The organism is Bradyrhizobium sp. sBnM-33, from assembly GCF_032917945.1.
GTDB lineage: Bacteria > Pseudomonadota > Alphaproteobacteria > Rhizobiales > Xanthobacteraceae > Bradyrhizobium.
The window spans coordinates 6,373,648-6,399,591 of record NZ_CP136624.1 but is presented as its reverse complement, the minus strand read 5'-3'; the positions used below and the strand labels follow the sequence as shown (position 1 = coordinate 6,399,591).

The following is a 25,944-nucleotide window of genomic DNA, read 5'->3' as shown; positions in this document are numbered from 1 at the left end:
GGATTCGTGCTAGGATAGGTTCCTCAAGAACCTCACAAAAAGGGAGTGACATCGCATGGGCGTCAGCGTGGGCGTGCTCGACCATTTCAACATCCGGACCCGTAACCTGGCCGATACGGTCCGGTTCTATGAGGACATTTTGGGCCTGGAAAAGGGCGCCCGGCCGAACTTCGCATTTCCCGGGGCGTGGATGTACAGCGAGGGCAAGGCGGTGGTGCACCTCGTCGATATTTCCAAGACCGACGAGCCGCAAAAGCCGGATTCCGGCGTTGTCCATCATGTGGCGTTTGCCAGCTACGGCTTTGACGGCATGAAGCGGCGGCTGGAGCAGAAAGGCATGACGTACGACTCCCGACAGGTTCCGGGCGGTGACCTCTGGCAGATCTTCGTCAATGATCCCAATGGCGTCATGATTGAACTGAACTACGAGGCGGCCAAGGAGCAGGCGGCTGCAGCCCCCGCGGAGCGGCCGGATGACGTAGGAGCGAGATAGCCTTTTGCGCTGAACCGCTCTATGGGTCGCATCGGACTGGCATAGCGTCTTGGAACGAGGCTCCGCTTCCGGACTTGGTCCGGAGCGGGTCGGGTTCGCGTCAAGAATGCGCGTCAAAACAAGCGAGTAGGGCCCGGTTCTCGATCAGAACCGCAAGGGCTTCAGGAGATGCGCGAGTGAGCGTAACGCAGCAACAGGTTCTCGATGCCCTCGGCCGGGTGGCCTCGCCGCGCGGCGTGCCGCTGACCAATGCCAACGTGCTGTCGGCGATCTCGGTCACCGACGGCAAGGTGTTTTTCTCCATCAATGTCGACGCCACCGAGGCTAGAGCCTGGGAAAGCGTGCGCGCGCAGGCCGAAGCCGCGGTGCGCGCGATCCCCGGTGTCAGCACCGCGATGATCGCGCTCACGGCCGAACGCAAGCCCGGTGCTCCGCAAGCCGCGCCCGCGGCGCATCGGCATTCGCATGGCGTGCAACCCGCTTCCGCCCACCGCCCGCCGCAGGGCGCGGCGTCGCCGATGTCGAAGCAGGCGGAGATTCCTGGCGTTGCCGCCATCATCGCGGTGGCGTCGGGCAAGGGCGGTGTCGGCAAGTCGACCACCGCGCTCAATTTGGCGCTTGGCCTGCGCGACCTCGGCCTGCGTGTCGGGCTGCTCGATGCCGACATTTACGGCCCGTCGGTGCCGCGGCTGACCGGCATCCGCGAGAAGCCGCAGCTTAACGACGACCGCAAGATGATTCCGGTTAAGCGTTTCGGGCTTTCGATCATGTCGATCGGCTTCCTGGTCGAAGAAGACACCGCGATGATCTGGCGCGGGCCGATGGTGATGTCGGCGATCACCCAGATGCTGCGCGACGTGGCGTGGGGCACGCTTGATATTCTCGTCGTCGACATGCCGCCCGGTACGGGGGACGCGCAACTGACGCTCGCGCAGAACGTCCCGCTGAAGGGGGCGGTGATCATCTCGACGCCGCAGGATCTCTCACTGATCGACGCGCGGCGGGGGCTTGCGATGTTCAAGAAGGTCAACGTGCCGGTGCTCGGCATCGTCGAGAATATGAGCTACTTCCAGTGCCCCGAGTGCGGCACGCGCTCGGACATTTTCGGCCATGGCGGCGCGCGGCATGAAGCGGAGCGGCTGGGTGTCTCATTCCTGGGCGAGATCCCGCTGCACATGTCAATCCGGACCACCTCGGATGAAGGTAATCCGGTGGTGGCGAGCGAGCCTGATGGCCCGCATGCCGCGATCTACCGGGCCATTGGGACCAGGGTTCGCGACCAGCTTCAGGGCGCCATTGCGGCGGCCTGAGGTCCCTTTATCCGCGCCCATAAGACTTTCGTTTAATCAGTGCAGTCATGCCTTTGTCGCGTTTTCGAGCGCGAACTTCCGTGTTAAAGCGCGCCCGCCAGAACGCCCCGGATGACGTGGAATTCGCCCCGCCGGAGGAACGTTCGAGGAAATTTGGGAAACGACCCGAAGGAGAGCTTGAATGAAGCGTCGTGATTTTTTGAAGGTTTCAGCGGCCGGTGCTGCCGCGACAGCCGTTGCCTCGCCGGCAATCGCGCAATCGTCGCCTGAGATCAAATGGCGCCTGACATCGAGCTTCCCGAAGTCGCTCGACACCATCTATGGCGGTGGCGAGTACTTGGCGAAGCAGGTTGCCGAGATGACCGACAACAAGTTCCAGATCCAGGTCTTCCAGGCCGGCGAACTGGTACCGGCTCTGCAGGCGCTCGACGCCGTCTCCAAGAACACGGTCGAGATGTGCCACACTGTTTCGTATTACTACGTTGGCAAGGATCCGACCTTTGCGATCTTTGCCTCCGTGCCGTTCGGCCTCAATGCACGCCAGCAGAACTCATGGCTGGCGCAAGGCGGCGGTAACGAGCTCGCCAACGAGTTCTTCAAGAAGTCCGGCGTGATCGGCTTCCCCTGCGGCAACACGGGCACCCAGATGGGCGGCTGGTTTCGCAAGGAGATCAAGACGGTTGCCGATCTGTCGGGTCTCAAGATGCGCATCGGCGGCATTGCCGGCCAGGTCCTCCAGAAGTTGGGCGTGGTGCCGCAGCAGATCGGCGGCGGCGATATCTATCCGGCGCTCGAAAAGGGCACCATCGATGCCGCGGAATGGGTCGGCCCGTACGACGACGAGAAGCTCGGTTTCGCGAAGGTCGCAAAGTACTACTACTATCCCGGCTTCTGGGAAGGTGGCCCCACGGTTCATGCCTTCGCCAATCTGGAGAAGTGGAATGAACTTCCGAAGGGCTATCAGGCGATCCTCACGAATGCCGCAGCGAACACCAACGCCTGGATGAATGCGCGCTACGACATGCAAAATCCGGCGGCGTTGAAGCGCCTCGTCGCCGGCGGCACGCAGCTTCGTCCGTTTACCAACGAAGTGCTGGACGCTTGCCTGAAGTCGACCAACGAATTGTGGGCCGAAATCTCCGGCAAGAACGCGGACTTCAAGAAGGCAATCGATGCGATGCAGGCCTATCGCTCCGACCAGTATCTGTGGTGGCAGGTCGCCGAGTATACCTATGACAGCTTCATGATCCGTTCGCGTACGCGCGGCTGATCGGAGCCCGATACCTTTCCCAAATTGCTACAAGGAAGCCCGGCGTTCGCAAGAAGGTCGGGCTTTTTTTGTTTCCATCCAATTACTTATGGAAATTGGCGGCCGGATGCTCCATGCTTGGTTCCAAGCCTCGACACGAAGGCTGACCGGTATAACCAAAAGGGATGGAATATGAAGCGAAGAGATTTTCTCAAAGTATCCGGCTTGGGTGCGGCAGGTGCTGCAACGATTGCAGCGCCCGCGATTGCGCAGGGCCTGCCCGAAATCAAGTGGCGCATGCCGACGAGCTGGCCAAAGTCCTTGGATACGCTTTATGGCGGCGCCGAATTGATGGCCAAGATGGTCGGCGAAGCCACCGACAACAAGTTTCAGATCCAGACATTTGCCGGCGGCGAAATCGTCCCCGGCCTGCAGGTTCTCGACGCCGTGCAGAATGGTACCGTCGAGATCGGCCATACCGCGTCATACTACTATTTCGGCAAGGATCCGACCTTCACCTTCGGCTCTGCGGTGCCGTTCGGGCCGAACATGCGGCTCAACCAGGCTTGGTACATGCTCGGCGGCGGCAGGGACCTGCTCAACGAGTTCTACAAGAAGTACAATGTGACCTCGCTGCTCGCTGGCAATACCGGAGCGCAGATGGGCGGTTGGTACCGCAAGGAGATCAAGACGCCCGAGGACCTGAAGGGGTTGAAGCTGCGCATCGGCGGCTTTGCCGGTCGTGCGCTGCAGAAGCTTGGCGTGGTCCCGCAGCAGATCGCCGGCGGCGACATTTATCCGGCGCTCGAAAAGGGCACCATCGATGCCGCAGAGTGGGTCGGCCCCTACGACGACGAGAAGCTCGGCTTCGCGAAGGTTGCCCCCAATTACTATTATCCCGGCTGGTGGGAAGGCGGCCCGATGCTGCTGGCCTTCGTCAATCTCGACAAGTGGAATGCCTTGCCGAAATATTACCAGTCGGTTCTCGAACAGGCCGGCCATTACGCCAATAACTGGATGATGGCGAAGTACGATCAGGCCAATCCACCCGCGTTGCGCAAGCTGATCGCAGCCGGCGCCAAGCTGCGCCCGTTCCCGGCGCCGGTGATGGAAGCCTGTTACAAGGCGGCGAAGGAGTTGCACAGCGAAGTCGCGGCGAACAACGCCGATTTCAAGAAGGTGTATGAATCGCTGACGTCGTTCTCGAACAACGGCTACTCATGGTTCCAGGTGGCCGAACTCGGATACGACGGCTTCATGGCGCGTCACTCGCAGGGCTGATTTCGTCGAACCTGCCAAAAACAAGCATGAACCCCGGAGCGAAAGCTCCGGGGTTCATTATTTGTGGGAAGCGGATGATTTGAGCAGGGGCGCTACTGTTTGGGCTGCCCGAAATCGAGCGGCGGCAATTCGATCTGCGGCACTTCGATCTTGATCGTATTCGGATCGATCGTGGAGGCTGCGCCTTTGTAGTGCATCACCATCGCCGGGAACATGATGACCAGTATCACCATGATGACCTGGATCACCACGAACGGCACCGCGCCCCAATAGATCTGGCCGGTCGTCACGGGATCCATGCGCTTGCCGGTGACGCGATCGATATAGGATTCCTTTGGCGCCACCGAGCGCAGATAGAACAGCGCGAATCCGAACGGCGGATGCATGAACGACGTCTGCATGTTGACGCCGAGAATGACGCCGAACCAGATCAGGTCGATGCCGAGTTTTTCCGCCGCCGGTCCGAGCAGCGGAATAATGATGAAGGCCAGTTCGAAGAAATCGAGGAAGAAGGCCAGGATGAAGACGAGGGCGTTGACGAAAAGAAGGAAGCCGATCTGGCCGCCGGGCAGGGAGGTCAAGAGATGCTCGACCCAGATGTGGCCGTTCACGCCGTAGAACGTCAGCGAGAAAACGCGCGCGCCGATCAGGATAAAGATCACGAAGGCCGACAGCTTGGCCGTCGATTCCGTCGCTTGCCGGATCAGATCCCAGCTCAGCCGGCGCTTGGCGGCACCGAGAATGAGCGCGCCGGCTGCACCCATCGCGCCGCCCTCCGTCGGCGTGGCAATGCCGACGAAGATGGTGCCGAGCACCAGGAAGATCAGGAATAGCGGCGGCACCATCACGAAGGTCGTCTGCTGCGCCATCGCCGACAGGAAACGGAAGCCGGTGAACTTATGAATGAGCCAGTTCGCCACCGCCACGAAGAAGGCGAACAGGATGCCATAGAACATGCTGAGCACGACGTAGTCGGCGCCGCGCGATTCCGAATGGCGCATCATGAACCAGCCGAAAACGCAACTGACTATGAAGAGGACGCCGAGCGACCAAAGTCCGCGGCTGCCATCAGGCTCACGGAAACCGACCGCCTCCACTGGCAGACCCGGAGCAGCCTTGGGAAAGATCATGCTTACCAGGAACGCGTAAACGGCATACAGACCAGCGAGCACAATTCCCGGGATGAACGCGCCCTCGTACATGTCGCCGACCGATTTGCCGAGTTGGTCAGCCATCACGATCAGGACGAGAGAGGGAGGAATGATCTGCGCCAGCGTACCGGAAGCGGCGATGACGCCGGTCGCCATCCTTCGGTCGTAGCCATAGCGCAACATGATCGGCAGCGAAATAAGGCCCATCGAAATGACGGAAGCGGCAACGACGCCTGTGGTCGCCGCGAGCAACGCGCCGACGAAAATAACAGCATAGGCGAGGCCGCCGCGGATCGTGCCGAACAATTGTCCGATAGTGTCGAGCAGATCCTCGGCCATGCCTGACCGTTCGAGCACCAGTCCCATGAACGTGAAGAACGGAATGGCGAGCAGCGTGTCGTTGTTCATCACGCCATAGACGCGCTCAGGCAGCGCTTGCAGGAAGTCAGGGCGGAACTCGCCAAGCTCGATGCCGACAAAGGCGAAGATCAGCCCAACCGCGCCGAGCGAAAATGCCGCCGGATAGCCCAGCAGCAGGATAATCACCAGTGACGCGAACATGATCGGCGCCATGTTGGCGATGAGAAAAGCAGTCATCTAGTCCCCCTGAGATCGCGCCCGACGATCAGCGTTTTTCGATCGCCTCGACGAGGTGTTCGACCTCGGCTTCGAGAGCATGCATCTGCGATGCGTGTGGATCCGGAATCAGGCCGCGCATCACGGCGATTCGCTTGATCAGTTCGGAAATGCCCTGAGCGAACAGGAACACGAATCCGATGATGATCAGCGATTTGGCCGGCCATTGCGGCAGACCACCGGCATTGCCGGACTGTTCGTTGATTTCAACCGAGCGCATGAAGAACGGACCGCCAGTGATGATCATCACGATGCAGAGTGGCAGCAGGAAAAATACGTGGCCGATAATGTCGACGATATCCCGCCAGCGCTTGGAAAACAGGTTGTTTACGATATCGATGCGGATGTGCTCGTTGTCGAGCATCGTCCATGGCGAGCACAGCAGAAAGACAACGCCGAACAGCACCCACTGCAACTCCAGCCAGGAATTCGACGAAACGTCGAAAGACTTACGCACGATCGCGTTGATGGCCGAGATGAGCACGGCTACCAGAATGAGCCACGCCAGGCGTTTGCCGGTCCACCGTGTGAACGCGTCGATTCCCCGGCTCAATTTCAAGAGCGATTGCAACGATGACCCTCCCAGACTGACGCCTCTGCTGTCTTGACCGCGCTGTTGGGCGCAGCCGGCTTATCCTGCCGAGCTAGCATGAAGCCGATGCACCAAACCAGCGCTCGCTGCCGCCGTCAATCGGAAGTTTGTTGATATTGAAGGGGAATATTTCGTCTGCGGAATACTATTGCGCCTTGGCCCGGGAGGCAGGCCGCAGGCACGATTTCATCATCATTGTTTGCCGGAGCGACCTCTACTACTGCTTGAGCGGACCGAAATCCAGCGTCGGCAGCTCGATCTGCGGAACCTCGATTTTGATCTTGCTGAGGTCCTCGGCGCTCACCGGCTTGTCCAGCAATGCGGTAACGGTCCAGGGGAAAGCGATCACCAGCACGACCATGATGACCTGCAGGCCGATCCAGGGGATCGCTCCCCAATAGATGTCGGAGCTCTTGACCTCCTTGGGCGCCACGCCGCGCAGGTAAAACAGCGCAAATCCGAATGGCGGATGCAGGAACGAAGTCTGCATGTTGACGCACAGCATGACGCCGAACCAGATCAGCGCCGCATCCGCACCGACCACCGGCGCCAGCACCTTTTGCGCAATCGGCGTAACCATCGGCAGGATGATGAAGGCGATCTCGAAGAAGTCGAGGAAGAACGCCAGGAAAAAGATGAACAGGTTGATGAAGATCAGGAAGCCCCAGACCCCACCGGGTACCGAGGTCAGCATGTGCTCCAGCCAGACGCCGCCGGAGACGCCGAGGAACACCACGGAAAAGCACGTCGAGCCGATCAGGATGAACACCACCATCGAGGTGAGCCGCATCGTCGACTGATAGCCCTGACGGATCAGGTCGCGGAGGTCGGGAATGCGCACGGCTTCCAGACAAATCCAGATCACGGCGAGATAGGTGATTGCGAAGGCGATCTTGAACAGAAAGCTGCCCGTGTAGAGGATTCCGAGAATCGTTCCGACGCCTGCGGCGATGATGCCGATCAGCAGAACCCTGTTACCGGCCGCGCTGAATTCCTTGTGGTGTATTGCGGCAAGCACGACGGCGCCCACGGCGCCCATCGCGCCGGCTTCGGTCGGTGTCGCTAGGCCCAGCATCATGGTGCCGAGCACGACGAAGATCAGCACCGCCGAGGGGATAATTCCCATCAGGCATTTTCGCCATAGCGGCCAGCCGGTCAGCGTCAACGCCGACCTCGGCACCGGCGGCACGTGGTCCGGCTTGATGATGCCGAGAAGAAAGGTGTAGCCGGCGAACAGCGCGATCTGGAACAGCGACGGTCCCCAGGCGCCGAGATACATGTCGCCGACCGACTTGCCGAGCTGGTCGGCCAGTACGATCAGCACCAGCGACGGCGGCACCAGTTGGGTGATGGTGCCCGAGGCCGCCAGCACGCCGGTGATGTAGCGTATGTTGTAGCCATAGCGGATCATCACCGGCATCGAGATCAGCGCCATGGCGATGACCTGGGCCGCCACCGTGCCGGTAATTGCGCCGAGAATGAAGCCGACGATGATGACGGAGTAGCCTAGTCCGCCGCGCACCGGGCCGAACAGCTGGCCCATTGAATCCAGCATGTCTTCGGCCAGGCCGCATCGTTCGAGGACGGCGCCCATGAAGGTGAAGAAGGGGATCGCCAGCAGCAATTCGTTGGCAAGCACGCTGCCGAAGATGCGGCCCGGAATCGCCTGCATGAAGCTGAAGTCGAAAAAGCCGAGATGGATCGCGAGAAAGCCGAACGAGAAGCCGACCGCCGCCAGCGTGAACGCGACGGGAAAGCCGATCAGCATCGCCAGAATCAGTCCGCCGAACATCAGCGGCGGCATCATTTCCAGCGTGATCATTGCACCGGTCTTTCGTACCTGGCGTCGATGGTCACCAGATTCTGCAGCGCGGCGATGCGCTTGATGACCTCGGAGACGCCCTGCAGTGCGAGCATCACGAAGCCTGCGGGCACGACGAGCTTGATCGGCCAGCGCAAGAGGCCGCCCGCGTTGCTGGATTCCTCGCCGACGGCGTAGGCCTGCAGGAAGAACGGCCAGGACAGCCAGGTCAGCAGCAGGCAGGCCGGGATCAGGAAGCACAGAGTTCCGATCAGGTCGAGCCAGAGCTGGCCGCGTTCAGAGAGCATCAAATAGAAGATTTCGACGCGAACGTGCTCGTTGCGCTTGAAGGTGTAGGAAGCGCCGAACATCACGAAGATGGCGAACATGTACCACTGCAGTTCGAGCCAGCCGTTGGAGCTATAGCCGAAGGCGTAACGGATCATCGCATTGCCGGCGCTGACTGCGCACGCTGCGAGGACCAGAAAGTTGCAGAGATTGCCGATCTTTTCGTTGAGCAGATCGATGCCGGCACTCAGCGCTAACAACGGCCGCATCGTACCTGCCCAGGCGGTGGCCACGACGCCAGCGCCAATGTCGCGATCGATTGCATCGATCGTCCTCCCCCGTTTTGCGCTTCCGCCGTCTTTGCCGCTCCGTTTAGGTGCGGTGGCCTGTCCGGCCATGCTGGCGTGAAGCCGCCGCACCATTCCAGCGCGCTGCAACAGCGTCAATCGGAAAATGCGTCGGACGATATGGGCTGCGGTAACTAGCCGCCGGTCACGCTCATGTGGCGCGAGACGCTCGGGCGGTTATGCCGGCGGTCGATGATGAAGTCGTGGCCCTTCGGCTTCAGCCCAATGGCGCGATCAATCGCTGCCGAGAGCAGGTCGTCGTCGGCGGAGGCCCGCAACGGTTTGCGCAAATCGGAGGCATCCTCGTGGCCGAGGCAGGTGTGCAGCGTGCCGGTGCAGGTGATCCGTACCCGGTTACAGGATTCACAGAAATTATGCGTCATCGGTGTGATGAAGCCGAGCTTGCCGCCAGTTTCCGCGACGCTGACATAGCGGGCGGGGCCGCCGGTATCCTCATCGAGGTCGGTCAGCGTGTAGTGCTGGGCGAGGCGGGCGCGCAGCAGCGACAGCGGCACATACTGGTCGATCCGTCCTTCGCCGATGTCGCCCATCGGCATCACTTCGATCAGCGTCAACGCCATGCCCTTGCCGTGTGCCCATTCCATCAGCGAGGGAATCTCTTCCTCGTTCATATTCTTCAGCGCGACCGCATTGATCTTGACCGCAAGCCCTGCATCCCGTGCGGCCTTAATGCCGGCCAAAACCTGGTCGAGATCGCCCCAGCGCGTGATGGCGCGGAACTTTGCGGGATCGAGTGTGTCGAGCGAGACATTGACGCGGCGAACGCCGCAGTCGCGCAACTCGGTCGCGAACCGAGCCAGTTGCGAGCCGTTGGTGGTCAGCGTCAGCTCATTGAGCGCGCCGGTTCCAAGATGCCGCGACAGCGAGCGCACCAGCGACATCACGTTGCGCCGGACCAGCGGCTCGCCGCCAGTGAGGCGGATCTTGCGCACGCCCTTGGCGATGAAGGCCGAGCACAGCCGGTCGAGTTCCTCCAGCGTCAGGAGATCTTTCTTCGGCAGGAACGTCATGTCCTCGGACATGCAGTAGAAGCAGCGCAGGTCGCAGCGATCGGTCACCGACACGCGCAGATACCGGATGGTCCGGCCGAAGGGATCGACCATCGGACGTATAAGCTGATCGGGTGACGGGGAGCCGCTCATTCAAACTGCCTCTAAAGGGGCCGCATGCTGGTTCGCTAGCACAATCTAGACACCTTGTACGGCGCCTACAATCCGCAACCCGTCGGAGGTGGCTCCTAGGGGGCGGGACCGCGACTAGCGCGTGGCGGACTCTGCTGCGGGGGCAGCCGGCGCAGCGGCAGCCTTGGCCTGCTTCTTCGCCGCATCGGCTTGCGCAGTTTCGGCAGCGGCGCGGTCGGATTGAGCCCGCGAACACCGATGGTAAGGTAAATTACAATGAAATCAAGTGATTAAGCCCGCAAGGCAGCCTTGCTGAGCCCATCCACGGCGGCCGGTAACTCGCGCATATGCCCGATCAGCCGGTCGGGCTTGAGCTGGGCGATCGGAACGTCGGTGTAGCCGAATTCGACCCCGATCACGGGAACGCCCGCCCGCCTGGCGACGCCGACGTCAGGTCCCGCGTCGCCCACCATGATGGTCGCGCCAATATCCCCGCCAGCGCGCGCCACCGTCTGCTGCAGGATCACGGGGTCAGGCTTGGAGACGCCGAACGTGTCGGCGCCGCAGATCGCGGCGAACCGTCCGCTCAAGCCCAGTTCGTCGAGCAGCCGCTTCGACAGCCATTCCAGCTTATTGGTGCAAACCGCAAAACGACAGCCCTGCGCCTCGAGATCGTCGAGCGCGGCCTCCAGCCCCTCGAAGGGGCGCGATTCGACGGCGATATGGGCGCCGTAATAATCGACAAAGTTCCTGGTAAGCCGGTCGATGTCGCCGGTGCTTATTGGACGGCCTTCCAGCTCCAGCCCCCGTTCGATCAGCTTGCGGGCGCCGGCACCGATCATGTTGCGCGCGGCACGCATCGGCACCGGCGGCAATCCTTCGCGATCGAGCACGAAATTGAGCGCGGCGATCAGGTCGGGCGCGGTGTCGACCAGGGTGCCGTCGAGGTCGAAGACTACAGTGCGGGGAAGGCTCATCCGGAATTCGCTATCCGCCGGCGCGCGTTCGTGCAAGTGCCGCCCCGACACAGCGGACAACCTTATTCGGGCAATTTAGACGGGCCACGGCGCTGTTCCTGCCGACAAAACGACGCTAGACATGCGCCCGCGGATCGGCGGATTCTGGGAGCATTGTCAGCACGTGGATATGAATGAACTTAAGCGGCAAGCGGCGGCACGGGCGCTGGAGCATGTGCAGGATGGCATGAAGCTCGGGCTCGGCACCGGCTCGACCGCCAAGCATTTCGTCGAACTGCTCGGCGAGAGGGTTGCGGGCGGGATGAAAGTGATCGGCGTGCCGACGTCGGAAGCGACCCGCGCCCAGGCCGAAGCCTGCAAAATTCCGCTGACCACGCTCGATGAAGTCGACCGGCTCGACCTCACCGTCGATGGTGCCGACGAGGTCGATCCCGCCCTCAACCTGATCAAGGGCGGCGGTGGGGCGCTGCTCCGGGAGAAGATCGTGGCGGCGGCGTCGGATCGCATGATCGTGATTGCCGACGATACCAAATGGGTCGATGTTCTCGGCCGTTTCCCCCTACCTGTAGAGGTCGTTCCGTTCGGGCTGGCCGCCACCCGGCGGGCCATGGCGGCCGCATTTGCCCAAAGCGGCGTTTCCGGGCAAATGGGGCTCCGCAAGGGCAAGGACGGCCACGTTTTTGTCACCGATGGCGGCCACTGGATTGTCGATGCCCATCTCGGGCGCATCGCCGATGCGCCGCGTCTGGCGGGCCTGTTGAGCCTGATCCCGGGCGTCGTCGAACACGGGTTGTTCATTGGTCTGGCCAGCACCGCCGTCCTGGCAGGTGCCCAGGGAATTCGCGTAATTGAGCGGCGGTAACGCCGGTAATCGAGGAGAATCGGAATGAAGAGGCTTTCACGGATTTTGTCGGCGGCCGGCCTTGCGGTGGGTCTTGCCCTGACCGGCGTTCCGGCCGGCGCACAGCAGAAGAACGCGCCCGCGGCGCCTGGGACCGCGCAACTCAAGCCCGGCTCACCGGCGGCGATTGCCGCCGCCAAGGAAATCCTGGCGATGAAGAACGCGAGCGCAATGTACGCCAACGCCGTTCCCAATCTCGTCGAGCAGACCAAGAACGTGCTGATGCAGAGTAACCTGAACTACCAGAAAGACCTCAACGAAGTCGCCGTGATCGTCGCCAAGAATCTCGCTGGCCGCGAGAAGGAAATCGGCGAAGGCATGGCGCAGGTCTACGCCAACGAGTTCACCGAGCAGGAGTTGAAGGACCTCGTGACCTTCTACAAGTCGCCGCTCGGCCAGAAGCTGCTCGCGAGCGAGCCCCGCGCCATCCAGTTCAGCATGTCCTACATGAACCAGTGGGCGCAGGCCTTTGCCGAAACCATCAACGGCCAGTTCCGCGCCGAGATGAAGAAGCGCGGCAAGGATATTTGAACCATAGCGTTTTCGAGCGAAGTGGCCTTCCGGTTCGCGTGAAGAAAACGCGTCAAATAAAAGAGCTAACCAGAAGCGGCTTCGGGCGGGGTTGAGATGGCTGAGTTCGATGTCGATCTATTCGTCATCGGCGGTGGTTCGGGCGGCGTTCGCGCCGCCCGCATCGCCGCCGGCCATGGCGCAAAGGTCATGGTTGCCGAAGAATACCGGATGGGCGGCACCTGCGTGATCCGCGGCTGCGTGCCGAAAAAGCTGTTCGTGCTCGGCTCACACGTCCGCCACGAGATCGAGGACGCAAAAGGTTTCGGCTGGACCATTCCCGAAGTCTCCTTTGATTGGCCCACACTTGTTGCCAACAAGGACAAGGAGATCGCCCGGCTGGAAGGCATCTACGCCGCTAATGTCGAGAAATCAGGCGCGCGCATTGTCAAGACGCGCGCGGTGCTGGAAGACGCCCACACGCTGCGCCTGTTGACCGGCGAAACGATCACCGCAAAATACATCCTGATCGCGACCGGTGGCGCGCCTAACCATGGGCGGGAGATCCCCGGCATCGAGCACGTGATTTCTTCCAACGAGGCGTTTCACCTCACCGGGCTGCCGAAGCGTATCGTCATCCAGGGCGGCGGCTATATCGCGCTGGAATTCGCTGGCATCTTTGCCGGCTTCGGCTCCGACGTGACCGTGGTCTATCGCGGCGACAATATTCTGCGCGGCTTTGATGAGGACGTCCGCAAGCATGTCCGCGCCGAGATGGAGAAGCAGGGCATTACGATCATCACCGGCTGCACCATCGATAAAGTGGACAAGCACGGCAATGAATACACCACGCATCTATCCAGCGGTTCGAGCATCGCCTCGGAGAAGGTGATGTTCGCGATCGGCCGCCACCCGAACGTCGCCAATCTCGGGCTCGAGAAGCCCGGCGTCGCCATCAATCCCGTCAATGGCGGCATCGCCGTCGATGAGTGGTCGAAGACGTCCGTGGACAACATTTATGCGATCGGCGACGTCACCCATCGCCTCAATCTGACGCCGGTCGCGATCCGCGAGGGCCATGCCTTTGCCGACACCGTGTTCGGCAAACGCCCGGTGCAGGTCGATCACTCCACCATTCCGACGGCGGTGTTCTCGCAGCCCGAGGTCGGCACGGTGGGCCTGACCGAAGCGCAGGCGCGCGCGCAAGTGAGCCATGTCGATATCTACAAGGCCGATTTCCGCCCGATCAAGGCGACCGTGTCCGGCCGCGACACCCGCGTGCTGATGAAGCTCGTGGTCGACGGCACGACGGACCGCGTGCTCGGCTGTCACATCGTCGGCGACACCGCGGCCGAAATCATCCAGGCGGTCGCCATCGCCGTGAAGATGAAGGCGACCAAAGCCGATTTCGATGCGACAATCGCGCTGCATCCGACGGCGGCCGAGGAATTGGTGACCATGCGGACGCCGACGGCGCGGTATGTGAGGCAGGCGGCGGAGTAGGGCCGTAGGATGGGTTGAGCTCTTTGCGAAACCCATCACCTTCCGTGAAGCGCCGTAGCTGGCAATTGATTGGTTGTAGTCCTGTGTCATGCGAGCCCGAAATTTCTCTGGTAACGAGTCGGCTCGCAGCGGACATGGCTTCGCTTCATCCGCAACATCGGGCGGCACTCGAAAGCGCGCTGATCCGTCCGCGTACAGTCGGCGTGAGCGACTCCCCCGGAGAATTAGTTGTTGCTGTGGCGGTTCTCGACGAGAAACTGCTCTATTGGTCGGACATCGAGGAGGGGTGGGAGCTTGAGGCACCCGATGGCCGCGGCAACATTGCCTCTCGCGGTTGCAACCAGTTTGAACTCCGGCATGTGCTCTATCAGGTTTTCGGCGCCCCCGATGCGTCGTAGGAGCGGCCGAGTGAGCGCGCCAAGGGCTACCGATGGCGGCGGCACTCTGATAACGGTGCAGGCAAGCATTCAATAACGGAGTTTTCCCCATGGTTGAGTCAATCGGGATCGTAGGCGCAGGCACGATGGGTAACGGCATCGCCCAAGTGTGTGCCGCTGCCGGGCTTCCTGTCGTCATGACCGACATTTCCGATGCCGCGCTCACGCGTGGCATGTCGGTGGTGTCGAACAGCCTGGAGCGGCTGGTCAACAAGCAGAAGATGACTGACGCCGACCGGCAGGCGGCGCTCGCGCGCATTACGACGACCACGGACACGGCGAAGTTTTCCACCTGCGATCTCGTGATCGAGGCGGCGACCGAGAATGAAGAGCTGAAGGTGAAAATCCTGAAGGACCTTTGCCCAAAACTGCGGCCGCAGGCGCTGCTCGCGACCAACACGTCCTCGATCTCGATTACGAAACTCGCCGCGGCGACCGACCGGCCGGACCGCTTCATTGGCATGCACTTCTTCAATCCGGTGCCGCTGATGGCGCTGTTGGAATTGATCCGGGGCTTGCAAACCTCCGACGATACCCATGCCAAGGCGGAAGCCTTTGCAAAACGGATCGGCAAGGTGTCGATCACGGCGAAGAATAGCCCGGGCTTTGCAGTCAACCGCATCCTCTGCCCGATGATCAACGAGGCGATCTTCGCGCTGCAGGAGGGACTGGCGACCGCGGAAGACCTCGATGCCGGCATGAAGCTCGGCTGCAATCACCCGATCGGCCCGCTGGCGCTCGCCGACATGATCGGCCTCGACACCATGCTGTCGGTGATGGAAGTGTTCTACCAGGGCTTCAACGACCCGAAATACCGCCCCGCGCCGCTCTTGAAGGAAATGGTCGCCGCCGGTCATCTCGGCCGCAAGACCGGGCAGGGGTTTTATAGTTACGGAAAGTGAGGGTAGCGGGAGGCGTGTAGGATGGGTAGAGCGCAGCGAAAGCCATTCTTTCTTGCGCGGGAGGGAGTATCGCTCCTCCTTCGCTCTGGCGAGCTACGGCGGACAAGTCGCTCCACCCTTCCTACGTAGCTATTTCGGATTTGGATTGACGAGCCCCTCGGCGGGATTTTTGAGCTTCCCCGCCCGCGCCAGCATCAATGCATTGCCCAGCGCGCGTGCCGCATTGCGTACTTCGTCGTGGAATTCGCGGTCCTCATCCAGCGCCTGATGCGAGGTGGCGTAGGGCTCCATGTAGCCGACATATCCCTCGGCTTCGGCGGTGCGGCCGGCCGAGATCAGCGCCATGTCGGTCAGCCAGTCCGACAGCGAGCGGCGCATCGTCTCCGCGCCTCCGCTGTCGCCGTGAATCACAAGCCCGAAATGCCGGCCGGCCAGATGGCGCGGATACGGCCAGCCCTTCAATTCGAGCGCTTTGGCCTGGTCAGCGTGCTTGCCGTGGGTGGACGTCGGATCGGGATTGCCGCCGTCGGCGCAAACCAGGCGATCCATCATCGCCTTCAGCGGCGTCGACGCGTGATACCAGTTCACCGGCGCCACGATCAGGATGCCGTGCGCTGCCACCCAGAGCGGATAGATTTCGTTCATCCAGTCGTCGGTCTGGCCGAGCGAATAGTTTGGATAGCAACTGCAGGGCCAGTGACAGAGCGGCATCGCAGTGGCGATGCAGGATTTGCAGGGATGAATCTGCCGGCCATATTCCGACGTTAGCCGCGACAGATCCAGAATGTCGACCGCAAATCCCATTTCGATCAGCACCGGCTCGGCGAGCTTGACCAGCCGCCACGTCTTGGACGTCTCGCCGGGGCAGGTATGCTCGCTGCGCGCCGAGCCGTTGATGATGAGGATGCGCGGCTGCCCGGCGGCATCGTCGTGGCGCCGCTGCGCTTCGAGAATGGCCTCGCGTGCGGCGAGCCAGTCCACCGCGATTTCGTACTCGGGATCGGCGAAGCCCGCGCCTGCCTTGCGGGTCAGCGGGGCCTTGCGCGAATGGCTATAGGCGTCCCATGCCGCCGCGACGATGGCGTCGAGCTCGCGCTGAAGCGGCTGGAAGACCGGATCGACGAAGCGGCCGCGATAGCGCCTCTCGAATTCCTCGCGCGGCAATTTGACGGGCGGCATTTCCTTGCGAATGTCCGGCGCCGCCATGGATCGATCCTTTCGCGCGATGATTGCTGCCGTCTCAACGTTGTAGCGGGAGCGCCGGTTCCGGGGCCCGCCGGCGCATCTATTCCGGACGCCACATGTCGAATAGTTCCGCGGCGCTGACCAACTCGATCTGCTCGTTGAACCGCGTCCGATACATAGTCATCAGCGCATCATGGCCAATGTCCGAGGAACTGCACAGCGCATCTTGTACGATGACGACGCGGAAGCCGAGATCGACCGCGCCGAGCACCGTGGAGAGTACGCAGACGTCCGTCTCGGCGCCTGACACCACTACGGTACCGACATGCCGCTCGACGAGCAGATGACCGAGCCGCGATCCGAAGAACGCCGAATAGGCCGGCTTGTCGACGACCAGAGCCGGCGGAGAATATCGTGCTAGTGCCGGCACGATATCGAGTGCGGCGGGTGCGAGGTCGCCGCGCGTCGCGCGCTTCCATTTGGTGAAATAGGCCTGCCACTGGCCGCGACGATCTTGCGGCCGCTCGGGCGTGATGAAGCGCGTGAATACCGTCCGCTCCGGATATCGCGCGGCAATCTCCGAGATCACCGGCAATACCTTCTCCATCCATGGCGTTTCCCACACGCCGCCCTTTGCGAAGATGTTTTGCATATCGATGCATAGATGCGCGGCGTCGCGAATTCCTTCCATGGGTGGCCTCTCGCCTCATTGAGAAGGCTAATTCGGAGAATGGGGACTGGTTTCAACAGCCGGACGGAGAACGTCCGGTCTTGCCGGGTGAAGCCGCGACCGAGAAGCGGCGATGCCGAGGGTGAACGGAACTCCCGCCTTTGCGCCACGTTGCATTGCTTATTGATGGCGCCTGGACGGAGAGGCCATGGCTTACTTTTCGAGAGGACAGGACGCGATCGAGCGGAGCGGCAAGATCCTGGCGGATGTCGTATCCGCCTTGCTCCTGTTGGCCTTTGCAATTGCGTTCTTCGGCTGGCTAGGCGGCGCGGTTGCGTTTCTCATCCTTGAAGGAGGGCTGCTGGCGGTCGAATACGTCTTGCCCGGCGACGACGGCGACGCGGCCGGCGTGGTGAGGTAAGCTACTCCTCCGCCTGAATCCATTCCGCGGCCCCGCGCCACAGCGTGTCGCGATGCTCGGGCCGGAAAAATCCCATATGCCCGATCTTGCTCACGCCGGTATCTGCAGGGCTCACTGTGATGATCTCGGGCGCGGTCGAGGTGAATCCCGAACACAACAATTCGACTGCCGGCCGTGTCGCCCAGGGATCGTCGGACATGCAGAGTGCGCGTAGCGCGCCCTTGTAGTTCGGGAAATTCTGCACGGCTTCGAGCCTGGCATCATCAAACAGATAGCGCGGGCTCATCACCCAGCGGACCCATTGCAGGAATGCATCCTTTGGCAGATCCATGCCGAGGCCGGCTTTGCCGGGCATGTAGCCGAGGGCGCGGGTTAAGGGGACGCCGATGAAATTCAGCAGGACATAGACGCGGTAGCGCTCCGGCGCCGTCATCAGTTTCCAGTAACCGGCTTGCGCGGCGATCAAGAGGGCGCGCGAAATTTCCGAATTGTTCGGCAACAGGCCGAGCGCCTGGCCGCCGAACGAATGCCCGACATAGGCGAAGGGCAGCGCCTTGTAACGCTCGCGCATCCAGGCGACCGCCGCGGTGATATCCTGGGCTGCCCAGTCCGACATCGAGACCTTGAAGCCGACCAGCGATTTCGGCCTGATCGAGCCGGTCAGCGCCTGCTGCCTCGAGTCGCCGGTGCCGCGATAATCGTAGGTCAGAACCGCGCAGCCGCGGTGAGCGAGGTAGCCGGCAAAACCCCGGTAGAGCTTGCGGGGAACGGCGGTTGCCGAATTGACCAGGACCGCATGGCGCTTGGCCCCGCGGGGCAGAAACAGCGTCGCGGCAAGGGGGTATCCATCTGTCGCGGGCACCGTAATATCGTCGCTAAATATGTCGTCCAGCCCCGGCTCGGCCACCGTGTTCTCCTGCCAGCTTTGCGAGCGGCCATAGCAAATGCGAATTCGGATTTCGCCGCAAGAGCTTGTCAGGACTACCGGAAATCTAACTGGCGGTCGGCCCGCGGCCTGTGTATAACCCGGCCTTCGTAACGTTCGATAAGTTGCGGTTTTTGCTCAGGAGTTAACGTCATGTCCGAGCGGTGGACGCCCGACAGCTGGCGCACCAGGCCGGTGCTGCAGGTCCCCGATTATCCCGATGCCAAGGCATTGGCCGACGTCGAGGCGCAGCTTGCTACGTTTCCGCCGCTGGTGTTCGCTGGCGAGGCCCGCAACCTGAAGAAGGCGCTGGCCCGCGTGGCGGCCGGCGAGGCCTTCCTGCTGCAGGGCGGCGATTGCGCCGAGAGCTTTGCCGAGCACGGCGCCAACAACATCCGCGACTTCTTCCGTGTGCTGCTGCAGATGGCCGTGGTTCTGACCTATGCCGGCGCGCTGCCGGTGGTGAAGGTCGGCCGCATCGCCGGGCAGTTCGCAAAGCCGCGCTCGTCGAACACCGAAAAAGTCAATGGCGTCGAGCTGCCGAGCTACCGCGGCGACATCATCAACGACATCGCCTTCACCCCGGAAGCGCGTATCCCCGATCCGCAGCGCCAGTTAATGGCGTACCGGCAGTCGGCGGCGACGCTGAACCTGCTCCGCGCATTCGCGACCGGCGGCTTTGCCAATCTCGGCAGCGTGCACCAGTGGATGCTGAGCTTCCTCAAGGATTCCCCGCAGTCACGCCGCTACAAGGAACTGGCGGATCGAATTTCCGACGCGCTGAATTTCATGCGCGCCTGTGGGCTCGACCTCGAAAGCCACCCCGAACTGCGCGCCACCGATTTCTACACCAGCCATGAGGCGCTGCTGCTCGGCTACGAGCAGGCGATGACGCGGGTCGATTCCACGACCGGCGACTGGTACGCGACGTCGGGCCACATGATCTGGATCGGCGACCGCACCCGCCAGCTCGACCACGGCCATGTCGAATATTTCCGCGGCATCAAGAACCCGATCGGCTTGAAATGCGGTCCCTCGCTGAAGCCGGATGAGTTGCTCAAGCTGATCGACATCCTCAATCCCGAGAACGAGCCGGGACGGCTGACGCTGATCAACCGCTTCGGCTCCGACAAAGTCGGCGATCATCTCGCGCCGCTGATCCGCGCCGTGCAGCGGGAAGGGCGGGTCGTGGTCTGGTCGTGCGATCCGATGCACGGCAACACCATTACCTCGACATCAGGCTACAAGACCCGTCCGTTCGACCGGGTGCTGTCGGAGGTGAAGTCGTTCTTCGCGATCCACGCCGCCGAAGGCACCCATGCCGGCGGCGTGCATCTGGAGATGACCGGGCAGGACGTCACCGAATGCATCGGCGGCGCGCGGGCCATCACCGACGAGGACCTCAACGACCGCTACCACACGGTCTGCGATCCCCGCCTCAACGCCGAACAATCAATCGATCTGGCTTTCCTGATTGCCGAACTGCTGAAGCAGGAACGCGCCGGTAAAGCTCAGCCGATGCCGGCCGCAGCGGGACTTTGATTTGCTGCGACTCTGGCGGGCCACCATCAACACGCGTAACGGGCTCGTCTTTGCGATCCGTTCGGAGCAGGCCGTCCGCGAGGAACTTTTCGCGCTGGTCCTGTCGGTGCCGCTGGCCTGGCTGATCGGCACGACCACCATGCGCCGCGTGGAACTGGTTGCGGCCGTCGCTTTTGTCCTGGTGGTCGAGTTGCTCAACACCGCGATCGAAAAGCTTGCCGACCGCCTGACCACCGATCACGATCTGAAGATCGGTCAGGTCAAGGATATGGGGTCGGCGGCGGTCGGCGTGGCGCTGTTGATGGCCGGCCTGTTCTGGCTGTTCGCCCTCGCCGAACGCATAGGCGCCATTTAGATATGCGGTTCTGATTGGCATCAGAACCGCATATCTAAGTTTTGTTTTGACGCGTCTTCACGCGAACCGGTGTCCACCCACGGATCAAGTCCGAGGGCATGCTTCGCTCGAAAACGCTATCAAGGCGGCAATTGCAGTTTGCTCTTGTGCAAGGCACCATCGCTCCCATGACCGACACTTTTACGATCACGCTGGCGCAGTTGAACCCGACGGTCGGCGACGTGCCAGCTAACGCCGCCAAGGCCCGCGCCGCGCGTGACAAGGCCGCGGCCGATGGCGCCGATCTCCTGCTGTTGCCCGAATTGTTCATCTGCGGCTATCCACCGGAAGATCTGGTGCTGAAGCCGGCCTTCCAGGCCGCCTGTCGCGCCGCGGTCGAAGAGTTGGCGCGCGAGACTGCTCGCGGTGGTCCGGCTGTTCTGATCGGCACGCCCTGGGTCGAGGACGGCAAGCTTTATAACGCCTGCGCGCTGCTCGATCAGGGCCGCATCGCCGCGTTGCGCTTCAAGGCGAACCTGCCGAACTACGGCGTGTTCGACGAAAAGCGCCTGTTCGCGCGCGGTCCGGCCGCGGGTCCGGTGACCGTGCGCGGCATCCGGGTCGGTGTTCCCATCTGCGAGGATATCTGGCTCGAAGAGTCCGAGGAATACGAGAACGTCGTCGAATGCCTCGCCGAGACCGGCGCGGAAATCCTTCTCGTGCCGAACGGTTCGCCCTACGCACGCGACAAGAACGACCTCCGGCTGTCGATCGCAGTTGCCCGCGTCACCGAGAGCGGGCTGCCGCTGGTCTATCTCAATCAGATCGGCGGGCAAGACGAACTGGTGTTCGACGGGGCGTCGTTTGCGCTGAACGCTGATCTGTCGGTGGCGGCGCAACTGCCCGCTTTCGAGGAAAACATCACCACGCTGCGCTGGACCAAGAGCGCCGACGGCTGGCGCTGCTCGGGCCCCGTAGTGCCCCTGCTCGAGGGCGACAAGGGCGATTACGCCGCCTGCGTGCTGGGCCTGCGCGACTACGTCCGCAAGAACGGCTTTCCGGGCGTCTTGCTCGGCATCTCCGGCGGCATCGATTCCGCGCTGTGCGCGGCCATTGCCGTTGATGCGCTCGGCGCCGATCAGGTCCGCGGCGTAATGCTGCCGTTCCGCTTCACCGCGCAGGTGTCGCTGGACGACGCTGCAAAACTCGCGAAGGCGCTCGGCATCCGTTACGAGGTGCTGCCGATTGCGGACGCTGTGAACGGCTTCGAGAAAATCCTCTCCGGCCCGTTCGCGGGGCTGCCGCGCGATATCACCGAAGAGAATTTGCAGGCGCGCACCCGCGGCACGCTCTTGATGGCGATTTCCAACAAGACTGGCGCGATGGTAGTGACCACAGGCAACAAGTCGGAAATGTCGGTTGGTTACGCCACGATCTATGGCGACATGAATGGCGGCTTCAATCCGATCAAGGACATCTACAAGACCGAAGTGTTCCGGCTATCGAGTCTGCGCAACGAGTGGAAGCCGGATGGCGTGCTCGGGCCGTCAGGCGAGGTGATCCCGGTCAACATCATTACCCGGCCGCCGACGGCGGAGCTGCGCGAGAACCAGACCGACCAGGATTCGCTGCCGCCGTACGAGATGCTGGACGGGATTCTGGAACGTCTGGTCGAGCGCGAGGAGCCGTTGGCCACGATTATCGCGGCCGGTTTCCCGGCTGAAATGGTGACGCGGATCGATCGCCTGCTCAACGTCGCCGAATACAAGCGGCGGCAGGCCGCGCCGGGCGTCAAGGTGACGGAAAAGAACTTTGGCCGCGATCGCCGCTATCCCATCACCAACCGCTTCCGCGACAATGGCAAGGCGCTGCCCGCACCCGACGAAAAACTGGTTGCCCGCGCCGGCCGCGCCTCGGCGGATGCGTTCGAGGGGTAGGGCGTTTTCTCTACTGCTTCGGCGGGATGAAGGTCGGACCGACGGTGCGGATCGGCTTGTCCTTGTCGTTGGTCGTAGCGGTCGCATCAGCCGGAGCCGTCGCCGGTGCAGGCGCGGCGGCGGTGGTGCCTGCGGGCGCGGCGCCCTTCTTGGGCGGCGGCGCGCCTTTCGACTGCCCGCGCTGCTGCATCCGCTTCGCACTTTCCTCGGTGACGATGATGTCGCCCTGCTGTTCGACCGCCGCCTTGTCGTCGACGGATTTCAGCGCTTCGGACCAGGTCTGGCCCGCGGGCTTGCAGGAGCAGGATGCGTTGAACTCGGTGCGGAATTTGAATGCGTTCGGCAGCGAAGAATAAGGCTGGCCGTTGATCGAGACCGCCTGGTTGATGTCTTCGCCGGGATTGCGATAGGCGAACAGGGTCGCCTCCGCCGCCGGGCACAGTGCCTTGCAGGTCCTCTCATCGTCCTGGAAGCGAGCCTGCACGGTCGCGAATGAGACCGGGAAATAGGCGCCATCGCAGCTGCGGACGCAGACGGTGCGGAAGGTGCCGGATGGCGCGGCGAGATCGGCGCTCGGCGGCGGCAGCGTCTGGTTGTTGCCGAACAGGCTGTCGATGAAGTTGCCTGGGCCGCGCGCGGCCGCGGCATATTGCGGACCGCAATTGTTCTGCGCGAGCGCCACCAGCACCGAGCGGCGCTGGTTTTCGCGCTCGGCGCCGCCAATGCCGCCGCTGCGCAGCCGCTCTAGGCTGGTGGTGATCTGGTCGAGATTGGCGCGCATCTGCTGGATCTGGTTGTTCACCGGGCCGCACTGGGCGGAACGGCCGTTGAACAGCGAGAAGAAGCCCGAGCTTTCGCAGTCCATGCGCCTGGCCTGCAGCGTGATCCGGTCGAGCTCGGCCTGCTGCTTGGCCTGGGCTTCCTGGTAACGGCGGATCTGTTCATCTTTGGCCGGGTCGCCGGTGCCGGCGCCACGGTCGATCGTCGCCAATTGTCCTTCGAGCCGGATGCAGATCGGATTGGCCTGCGCGCCCTGTTGTGGCGGGGCGTCCTGGTTCATCTGCGCCATGGCGTCTTCGTTCGTCTGCGCCAAAGCGGGTGCCCTCGGGGCGGAGATGCCGAGCAGGATGGCGCAGGTCAAAATTCGAAGGGAGAGGGGAGCGTTGCGAATTTCCAGCATATCCGGCCATTGAGAGCTGATCCGCGCGGCTCAAAAAGCCTGATGGCGCGGCCAAGGCGGCGTTCTGCGGCCAAGGCCGCATCCAATAGCTGCTTCTCGGGGCAGCGTCACGTCGTTTCCGGGGCGCGGGTGTGGCAAACCGGCCCTTGAAATTACGGAATTAATGGCTCTAGCGCTCGCAGGTAATGGCGACGTATTCGCGGCACGCCGGGCCTGAACACTTGTCGCCGCCGCCGATCGGAACCGCGCTGGTGATTTCGTCGGGCTCGACGCGACGATAGGCGGTCGCCTGCGCAAATTCCCGTGACTGACAATAGGCGCGGGCGGCGTGGGCGCCACATTTGTCGCCCCTGGCGAGGCACTCGTCCACGCCGTAACCGTCGGCCTGGTTGGCCACGATGAAGACGCGGCTGTCAGCGGATGCGGCCGAGGCGGCGAGCAGGAAGGCACAGGCAATGAGTGCGGAGGAAAGTCGCATGGGTAGCACCGGCAGCGGGAAGGGACCGCCCTCAGAAATAGGCCCAAAGCGTTAATAATGATTAACCATGAGGGCCGAGGGCGGCAGCGAATGGCGGGGGTTCGGCGGCCTGATCGGCCGCAAATCGGGCACAAGCAAGGCCTTGACGGCGTGCTTGCGATACCGCAATGGTGGAACCATGAACGGTCTCCTCGCCATCTGCGCCATTTGCCGCGAGATTATTAGCTAGCGATTCGCTGGCTGAGGCCGTCTTTTCTCAAAAATGAGATCACTGGACGCCCGGCCGCAAGGGATGGGTCCATGGAACTGCGTCTGTACGATACCTTGACGAAGGAAAAGCGGCCGTTCGTGCCGCTCGATGCCGACAACGTCCGCATGTATGCCTGCGGACCGACGGTCTACGACTTTGCCCACATCGGCAATGGTCGCGCGGCAATCGTGTTCGACGTGCTGTTTCGCGTGCTGCGCCACCGCTATGGCGCCGATCACGTGACCTATGTCCGCAACATCACCGACGTCGACGACAAGATCAACGTCCGCGCCGCGCGCGACTATCCCGGCGTGCCGCTGAACGAGGCGATCCGCAAGGTCACAGAAGAGACGTATCAGCAGTATCAGGACGACGTCACCGCGCTCGGCTGCTTGGCCCCGACGGTGCAGCCGCGCGCGACTGAACACATCCCGGAGATGCGGGCGATCATCGAAAAGCTGGTCGCCGGCGGCTTTGCCTATGTCGCCGAAGATCATGTGCTGTTCTCGCCCCAGGCGATGAACGAAGCCAACTCCGTGATGCCGCGCTACGGCGCGCTGTCGAAACGCTCGCTTGACGAAATGATCGCCGGCGCCCGCGTCGATGTTGCTCCCTATAAGCGCGACAACACCGACTTCGTGCTGTGGAAGCCGTCGAAGCCGGGCGAGCCGTCCTGGCCGTCGCCATCGGGCATCAAGGTCGAGGGACGCCCCGGCTGGCATATCGAATGCTCGGCGATGGCCTGGAAGCACCTCGGCGAGAAGTTCGACATCCATGGCGGCGGCATCGACCTGGTGTTTCCGCACCATGAGAATGAGCTCGCGCAGACCTGCTGCGCGTTCCATTCCGACCGCATGGCGAATGTCTGGATGCACAATGGCTTCCTGCAGCTCGAGAGCGAGAAGATGTCGAAGTCGCTCGGCAATTTCTTCACGATCCGCGAATTGCTGGCCGATTGGCCGGGCGAGGTGCTGCGTCTGAGCATGCTCAAGACGCATTACCGCTCGCCACTCGACTGGACCGCGAAGGGTGTGGAAGAGAGCGCTAAGACGCTCGACGACTGGTACGCGATCGCAGCCGACGCCGTGGCCACCGAGCCGTCGCCGGCCATGATCGAGGCGCTCTATGACGACCTCAACACGGCGCTGGCGATGGCTGTCCTGCACAGCCTGCGCAACGCGGCGGCGTCCGGCGGCGCGCGGGAACGCGGCGAGTTTGCGGCGTCGCTTCGCTTGCTCGGCTTCCTCTCGATGAGCGCTGCGGAGTGGAAGGGGCGGAAGCAGCAGGCGAGCGGCATCGATCCGCAACAGGTCGACCGCCTGATTGCGGATCGCGCGGCGGCGCGCGCACGAAAAGACTTCAAGGAATCCGATCGCATTCGCGATGAGCTCGCCACGATGGGCGTTGCCATCAAGGACGGCAAGGACAAGGACGGAAAACCTGTAACCACTTGGGAGATCGCGTGATGGACGAACCTGATACCCCGTTTCCCAAACACTGGC

Annotated in this window: 25 protein-coding genes; 14 read left to right on the top strand and 11 right to left on the bottom strand. The window is 62.4% G+C overall.

What is annotated here, in order from left to right; all coding sequences use genetic code 11:
• Positions 1-55: 55 nt before the first annotated feature.
• From RX328_RS30270 to RX328_RS30255, 4 genes are all read left to right on the top strand, one after another.
• Positions 56-493, top strand: a complete 438-nt coding sequence (locus tag RX328_RS30270) for a VOC family protein (RefSeq protein WP_213252987.1) — start codon at positions 56-58, stop codon at positions 491-493.
• A gap of 176 nt (positions 494-669) precedes the next feature.
• The gene (locus RX328_RS30265; protein WP_213252986.1) at positions 670-1,803 is read left to right on the top strand and encodes an Mrp/NBP35 family ATP-binding protein; all 1,134 of its coding nucleotides are present in this window, start codon (positions 670-672) and stop codon (positions 1,801-1,803) included.
• A gap of 181 nt (positions 1,804-1,984) precedes the next feature.
• The gene (locus RX328_RS30260) at positions 1,985-3,073 is read left to right on the top strand and encodes a TRAP transporter substrate-binding protein (RefSeq protein ID WP_213252985.1); all 1,089 of its coding nucleotides are present in this window, start codon (positions 1,985-1,987) and stop codon (positions 3,071-3,073) included.
• 171 nt (positions 3,074-3,244) lie between these two features.
• Positions 3,245-4,333, top strand: a complete 1,089-nt coding sequence (locus RX328_RS30255) for a TRAP transporter substrate-binding protein (RefSeq protein WP_213252984.1) — start codon at positions 3,245-3,247, stop codon at positions 4,331-4,333.
• 92 nt (positions 4,334-4,425) lie between these two features.
• On the opposite strand, the gene RX328_RS30250 is transcribed toward RX328_RS30255, so the two are convergent.
• From RX328_RS30250 to RX328_RS30225, 6 genes are all read right to left on the bottom strand, one after another.
• Positions 4,426-6,081: a TRAP transporter large permease subunit gene (locus RX328_RS30250; protein WP_213252983.1), complete on the bottom strand. Its 1,656-nt coding sequence runs from the start codon at positions 6,079-6,081 to the stop codon at positions 4,426-4,428.
• 28 nt (positions 6,082-6,109) lie between these two features.
• Complete coding sequence (locus RX328_RS30245; RefSeq protein WP_213252982.1) at positions 6,110-6,691, bottom strand: TRAP transporter small permease subunit; 582 nt, start codon at positions 6,689-6,691, stop codon at positions 6,110-6,112.
• A gap of 238 nt (positions 6,692-6,929) precedes the next feature.
• Positions 6,930-8,534, bottom strand: a complete 1,605-nt coding sequence (locus tag RX328_RS30240) for a TRAP transporter large permease subunit (RefSeq protein WP_213252981.1) — start codon at positions 8,532-8,534, stop codon at positions 6,930-6,932.
• Positions 8,531-9,070 carry a TRAP transporter small permease subunit gene (locus RX328_RS30235; protein ID WP_213252980.1) on the bottom strand — a complete coding sequence of 180 codons (540 nt, stop codon included), beginning with the start codon at positions 9,068-9,070 and terminating at the stop codon, positions 8,531-8,533. The genes RX328_RS30240 and RX328_RS30235 overlap by 4 nt, the downstream gene beginning before the upstream one ends.
• A 212-nt stretch (positions 9,071-9,282) precedes the next feature.
• Entirely contained in the window at positions 9,283-10,311 is a 1,029-nt protein-coding gene (moaA, locus tag RX328_RS30230; RefSeq protein ID WP_213252979.1) for a GTP 3',8-cyclase MoaA, read from the bottom strand.
• A gap of 269 nt (positions 10,312-10,580) precedes the next feature.
• Positions 10,581-11,267, bottom strand: coding sequence for an HAD hydrolase-like protein (locus tag RX328_RS30225; protein ID WP_213252978.1), 687 nt, complete (start codon positions 11,265-11,267; stop codon positions 10,581-10,583).
• A gap of 163 nt (positions 11,268-11,430) precedes the next feature.
• Here RX328_RS30225 and rpiA point away from each other — a divergent pair, with 163 nt between their 5' ends.
• From rpiA to RX328_RS30200, 5 genes are all read left to right on the top strand, one after another.
• Positions 11,431-12,129, top strand: coding sequence for a ribose-5-phosphate isomerase RpiA (gene rpiA / locus RX328_RS30220; RefSeq protein ID WP_213252999.1), 699 nt, complete (start codon positions 11,431-11,433; stop codon positions 12,127-12,129).
• Between the two features lie 24 nt (positions 12,130-12,153).
• Entirely contained in the window at positions 12,154-12,699 is a 546-nt protein-coding gene (locus tag RX328_RS30215; RefSeq protein ID WP_213252977.1) for a DUF2059 domain-containing protein, read from the top strand.
• 96 nt (positions 12,700-12,795) lie between these two features.
• Positions 12,796-14,181, top strand: a complete 1,386-nt coding sequence (gor, locus tag RX328_RS30210) for a glutathione-disulfide reductase (protein ID WP_213252976.1) — start codon at positions 12,796-12,798, stop codon at positions 14,179-14,181.
• A 134-nt stretch (positions 14,182-14,315) separates the two neighbouring features.
• Positions 14,316-14,579, top strand: coding sequence for a hypothetical protein (locus tag RX328_RS30205; RefSeq protein ID WP_213252975.1), 264 nt, complete (start codon positions 14,316-14,318; stop codon positions 14,577-14,579).
• An 89-nt stretch (positions 14,580-14,668) separates the two neighbouring features.
• Positions 14,669-15,520, top strand: coding sequence for a 3-hydroxybutyryl-CoA dehydrogenase (locus RX328_RS30200; RefSeq protein WP_213252974.1), 852 nt, complete (start codon positions 14,669-14,671; stop codon positions 15,518-15,520).
• A gap of 129 nt (positions 15,521-15,649) precedes the next feature.
• Here RX328_RS30200 and RX328_RS30195 read toward each other — a convergent pair whose 3' ends face one another.
• Both RX328_RS30195 and RX328_RS30190 read right to left on the bottom strand, forming a co-directional pair.
• On the bottom strand, positions 15,650-16,726 hold the full coding sequence (locus tag RX328_RS30195; protein WP_213252973.1) for a flavodoxin family protein: 1,077 nt from the start codon (positions 16,724-16,726) through the stop codon (positions 15,650-15,652).
• A 79-nt stretch (positions 16,727-16,805) separates the two neighbouring features.
• Positions 16,806-17,396 (bottom strand): cysteine hydrolase family protein, encoded by a 591-nt coding sequence (locus RX328_RS30190; protein ID WP_213252972.1) that lies wholly within the window; start codon positions 17,394-17,396, stop codon positions 16,806-16,808.
• Positions 17,397-17,583: 187 nt separating this feature from the next.
• On the opposite strand from RX328_RS30190, the gene RX328_RS30185 reads away from it, so the two are divergent.
• Positions 17,584-17,796, top strand: coding sequence for a hypothetical protein (locus RX328_RS30185; protein ID WP_213252971.1), 213 nt, complete (start codon positions 17,584-17,586; stop codon positions 17,794-17,796).
• Between the two features lies 1 nt (position 17,797).
• Here RX328_RS30185 and RX328_RS30180 read toward each other — a convergent pair whose 3' ends face one another.
• Positions 17,798-18,703 carry an alpha/beta fold hydrolase gene (locus RX328_RS30180; protein ID WP_213252970.1) on the bottom strand — a complete coding sequence of 302 codons (906 nt, stop codon included), beginning with the start codon at positions 18,701-18,703 and terminating at the stop codon, positions 17,798-17,800.
• 171 nt (positions 18,704-18,874) lie between these two features.
• On the opposite strand from RX328_RS30180, the gene RX328_RS30175 reads away from it, so the two are divergent.
• The 3 genes from RX328_RS30175 to RX328_RS30165 all read left to right on the top strand — a co-directional run bounded on the left by RX328_RS30175 (position 18,875) and on the right by RX328_RS30165 (position 22,534).
• A complete protein-coding gene (locus RX328_RS30175; protein ID WP_213252969.1) occupies positions 18,875-20,263 on the top strand; it encodes a class II 3-deoxy-7-phosphoheptulonate synthase in 1,389 nt (462 codons plus the stop codon).
• Position 20,264: 1 nt separating this feature from the next.
• Positions 20,265-20,618, top strand: a complete 354-nt coding sequence (locus RX328_RS30170) for a diacylglycerol kinase (protein ID WP_213252968.1) — start codon at positions 20,265-20,267, stop codon at positions 20,616-20,618.
• A gap of 167 nt (positions 20,619-20,785) precedes the next feature.
• Positions 20,786-22,534, top strand: coding sequence for an NAD+ synthase (locus RX328_RS30165; RefSeq protein ID WP_213252967.1), 1,749 nt, complete (start codon positions 20,786-20,788; stop codon positions 22,532-22,534).
• Between the two features lie 10 nt (positions 22,535-22,544).
• Here the strand turns inward: RX328_RS30165 and RX328_RS30160 are convergent, their stop codons facing one another.
• Both RX328_RS30160 and RX328_RS30155 read right to left on the bottom strand, forming a co-directional pair.
• Positions 22,545-23,714, bottom strand: a complete 1,170-nt coding sequence (locus tag RX328_RS30160) for a DUF2865 domain-containing protein (protein ID WP_213252966.1) — start codon at positions 23,712-23,714, stop codon at positions 22,545-22,547.
• Between the two features lie 169 nt (positions 23,715-23,883).
• A complete protein-coding gene (locus RX328_RS30155) occupies positions 23,884-24,192 on the bottom strand; it encodes a hypothetical protein (protein WP_213252965.1) in 309 nt (102 codons plus the stop codon).
• Positions 24,193-24,492: 300 nt separating this feature from the next.
• Between RX328_RS30155 and cysS the strand changes: the two genes are divergently transcribed.
• The gene (gene cysS / locus RX328_RS30150; protein WP_213252964.1) at positions 24,493-25,908 is read left to right on the top strand and encodes a cysteine--tRNA ligase; all 1,416 of its coding nucleotides are present in this window, start codon (positions 24,493-24,495) and stop codon (positions 25,906-25,908) included.
• Positions 25,909-25,944: the final 36 nt, after the last annotated feature.

Coding starts and splice junctions, on each gene's coding strand:
- RX328_RS30270 (WP_213252987.1), top strand. CDS start 56: ATGGGCGTCAGCGTGGGCGTGCTCGACCATTTCAACATCCGGACCCGT.
- RX328_RS30260 (WP_213252985.1), top strand. CDS start 1,985: ATGAAGCGTCGTGATTTTTTGAAGGTTTCAGCGGCCGGTGCTGCCGCG.
- RX328_RS30255 (WP_213252984.1), top strand. CDS start 3,245: ATGAAGCGAAGAGATTTTCTCAAAGTATCCGGCTTGGGTGCGGCAGGT.
- RX328_RS30250 (WP_213252983.1), bottom strand. CDS start 6,081: ATGACTGCTTTTCTCATCGCCAACATGGCGCCGATCATGTTCGCGTCA.
- RX328_RS30240 (WP_213252981.1), bottom strand. CDS start 8,534: ATGATCACGCTGGAAATGATGCCGCCGCTGATGTTCGGCGGACTGATT.
- RX328_RS30235 (WP_213252980.1), bottom strand. CDS start 9,070: ATGCGGCCGTTGTTAGCGCTGAGTGCCGGCATCGATCTGCTCAACGAA.
- moaA (WP_213252979.1), bottom strand. CDS start 10,311: ATGAGCGGCTCCCCGTCACCCGATCAGCTTATACGTCCGATGGTCGAT.
- RX328_RS30225 (WP_213252978.1), bottom strand. CDS start 11,267: ATGAGCCTTCCCCGCACTGTAGTCTTCGACCTCGACGGCACCCTGGTC.
- RX328_RS30215 (WP_213252977.1), top strand. CDS start 12,154: ATGAAGAGGCTTTCACGGATTTTGTCGGCGGCCGGCCTTGCGGTGGGT.
- gor (WP_213252976.1), top strand. CDS start 12,796: ATGGCTGAGTTCGATGTCGATCTATTCGTCATCGGCGGTGGTTCGGGC.
- RX328_RS30205 (WP_213252975.1), top strand. CDS start 14,316: ATGGCTTCGCTTCATCCGCAACATCGGGCGGCACTCGAAAGCGCGCTG.
- RX328_RS30200 (WP_213252974.1), top strand. CDS start 14,669: ATGGTTGAGTCAATCGGGATCGTAGGCGCAGGCACGATGGGTAACGGC.
- RX328_RS30195 (WP_213252973.1), bottom strand. CDS start 16,726: ATGGCGGCGCCGGACATTCGCAAGGAAATGCCGCCCGTCAAATTGCCG.
- RX328_RS30190 (WP_213252972.1), bottom strand. CDS start 17,396: ATGGAAGGAATTCGCGACGCCGCGCATCTATGCATCGATATGCAAAAC.
- RX328_RS30185 (WP_213252971.1), top strand. CDS start 17,584: ATGGCTTACTTTTCGAGAGGACAGGACGCGATCGAGCGGAGCGGCAAG.
- RX328_RS30175 (WP_213252969.1), top strand. CDS start 18,875: ATGTCCGAGCGGTGGACGCCCGACAGCTGGCGCACCAGGCCGGTGCTG.
- RX328_RS30165 (WP_213252967.1), top strand. CDS start 20,786: ATGACCGACACTTTTACGATCACGCTGGCGCAGTTGAACCCGACGGTC.
- RX328_RS30160 (WP_213252966.1), bottom strand. CDS start 23,714: ATGCTGGAAATTCGCAACGCTCCCCTCTCCCTTCGAATTTTGACCTGC.
- RX328_RS30155 (WP_213252965.1), bottom strand. CDS start 24,192: ATGCGACTTTCCTCCGCACTCATTGCCTGTGCCTTCCTGCTCGCCGCC.
- cysS (WP_213252964.1), top strand. CDS start 24,493: ATGGAACTGCGTCTGTACGATACCTTGACGAAGGAAAAGCGGCCGTTC.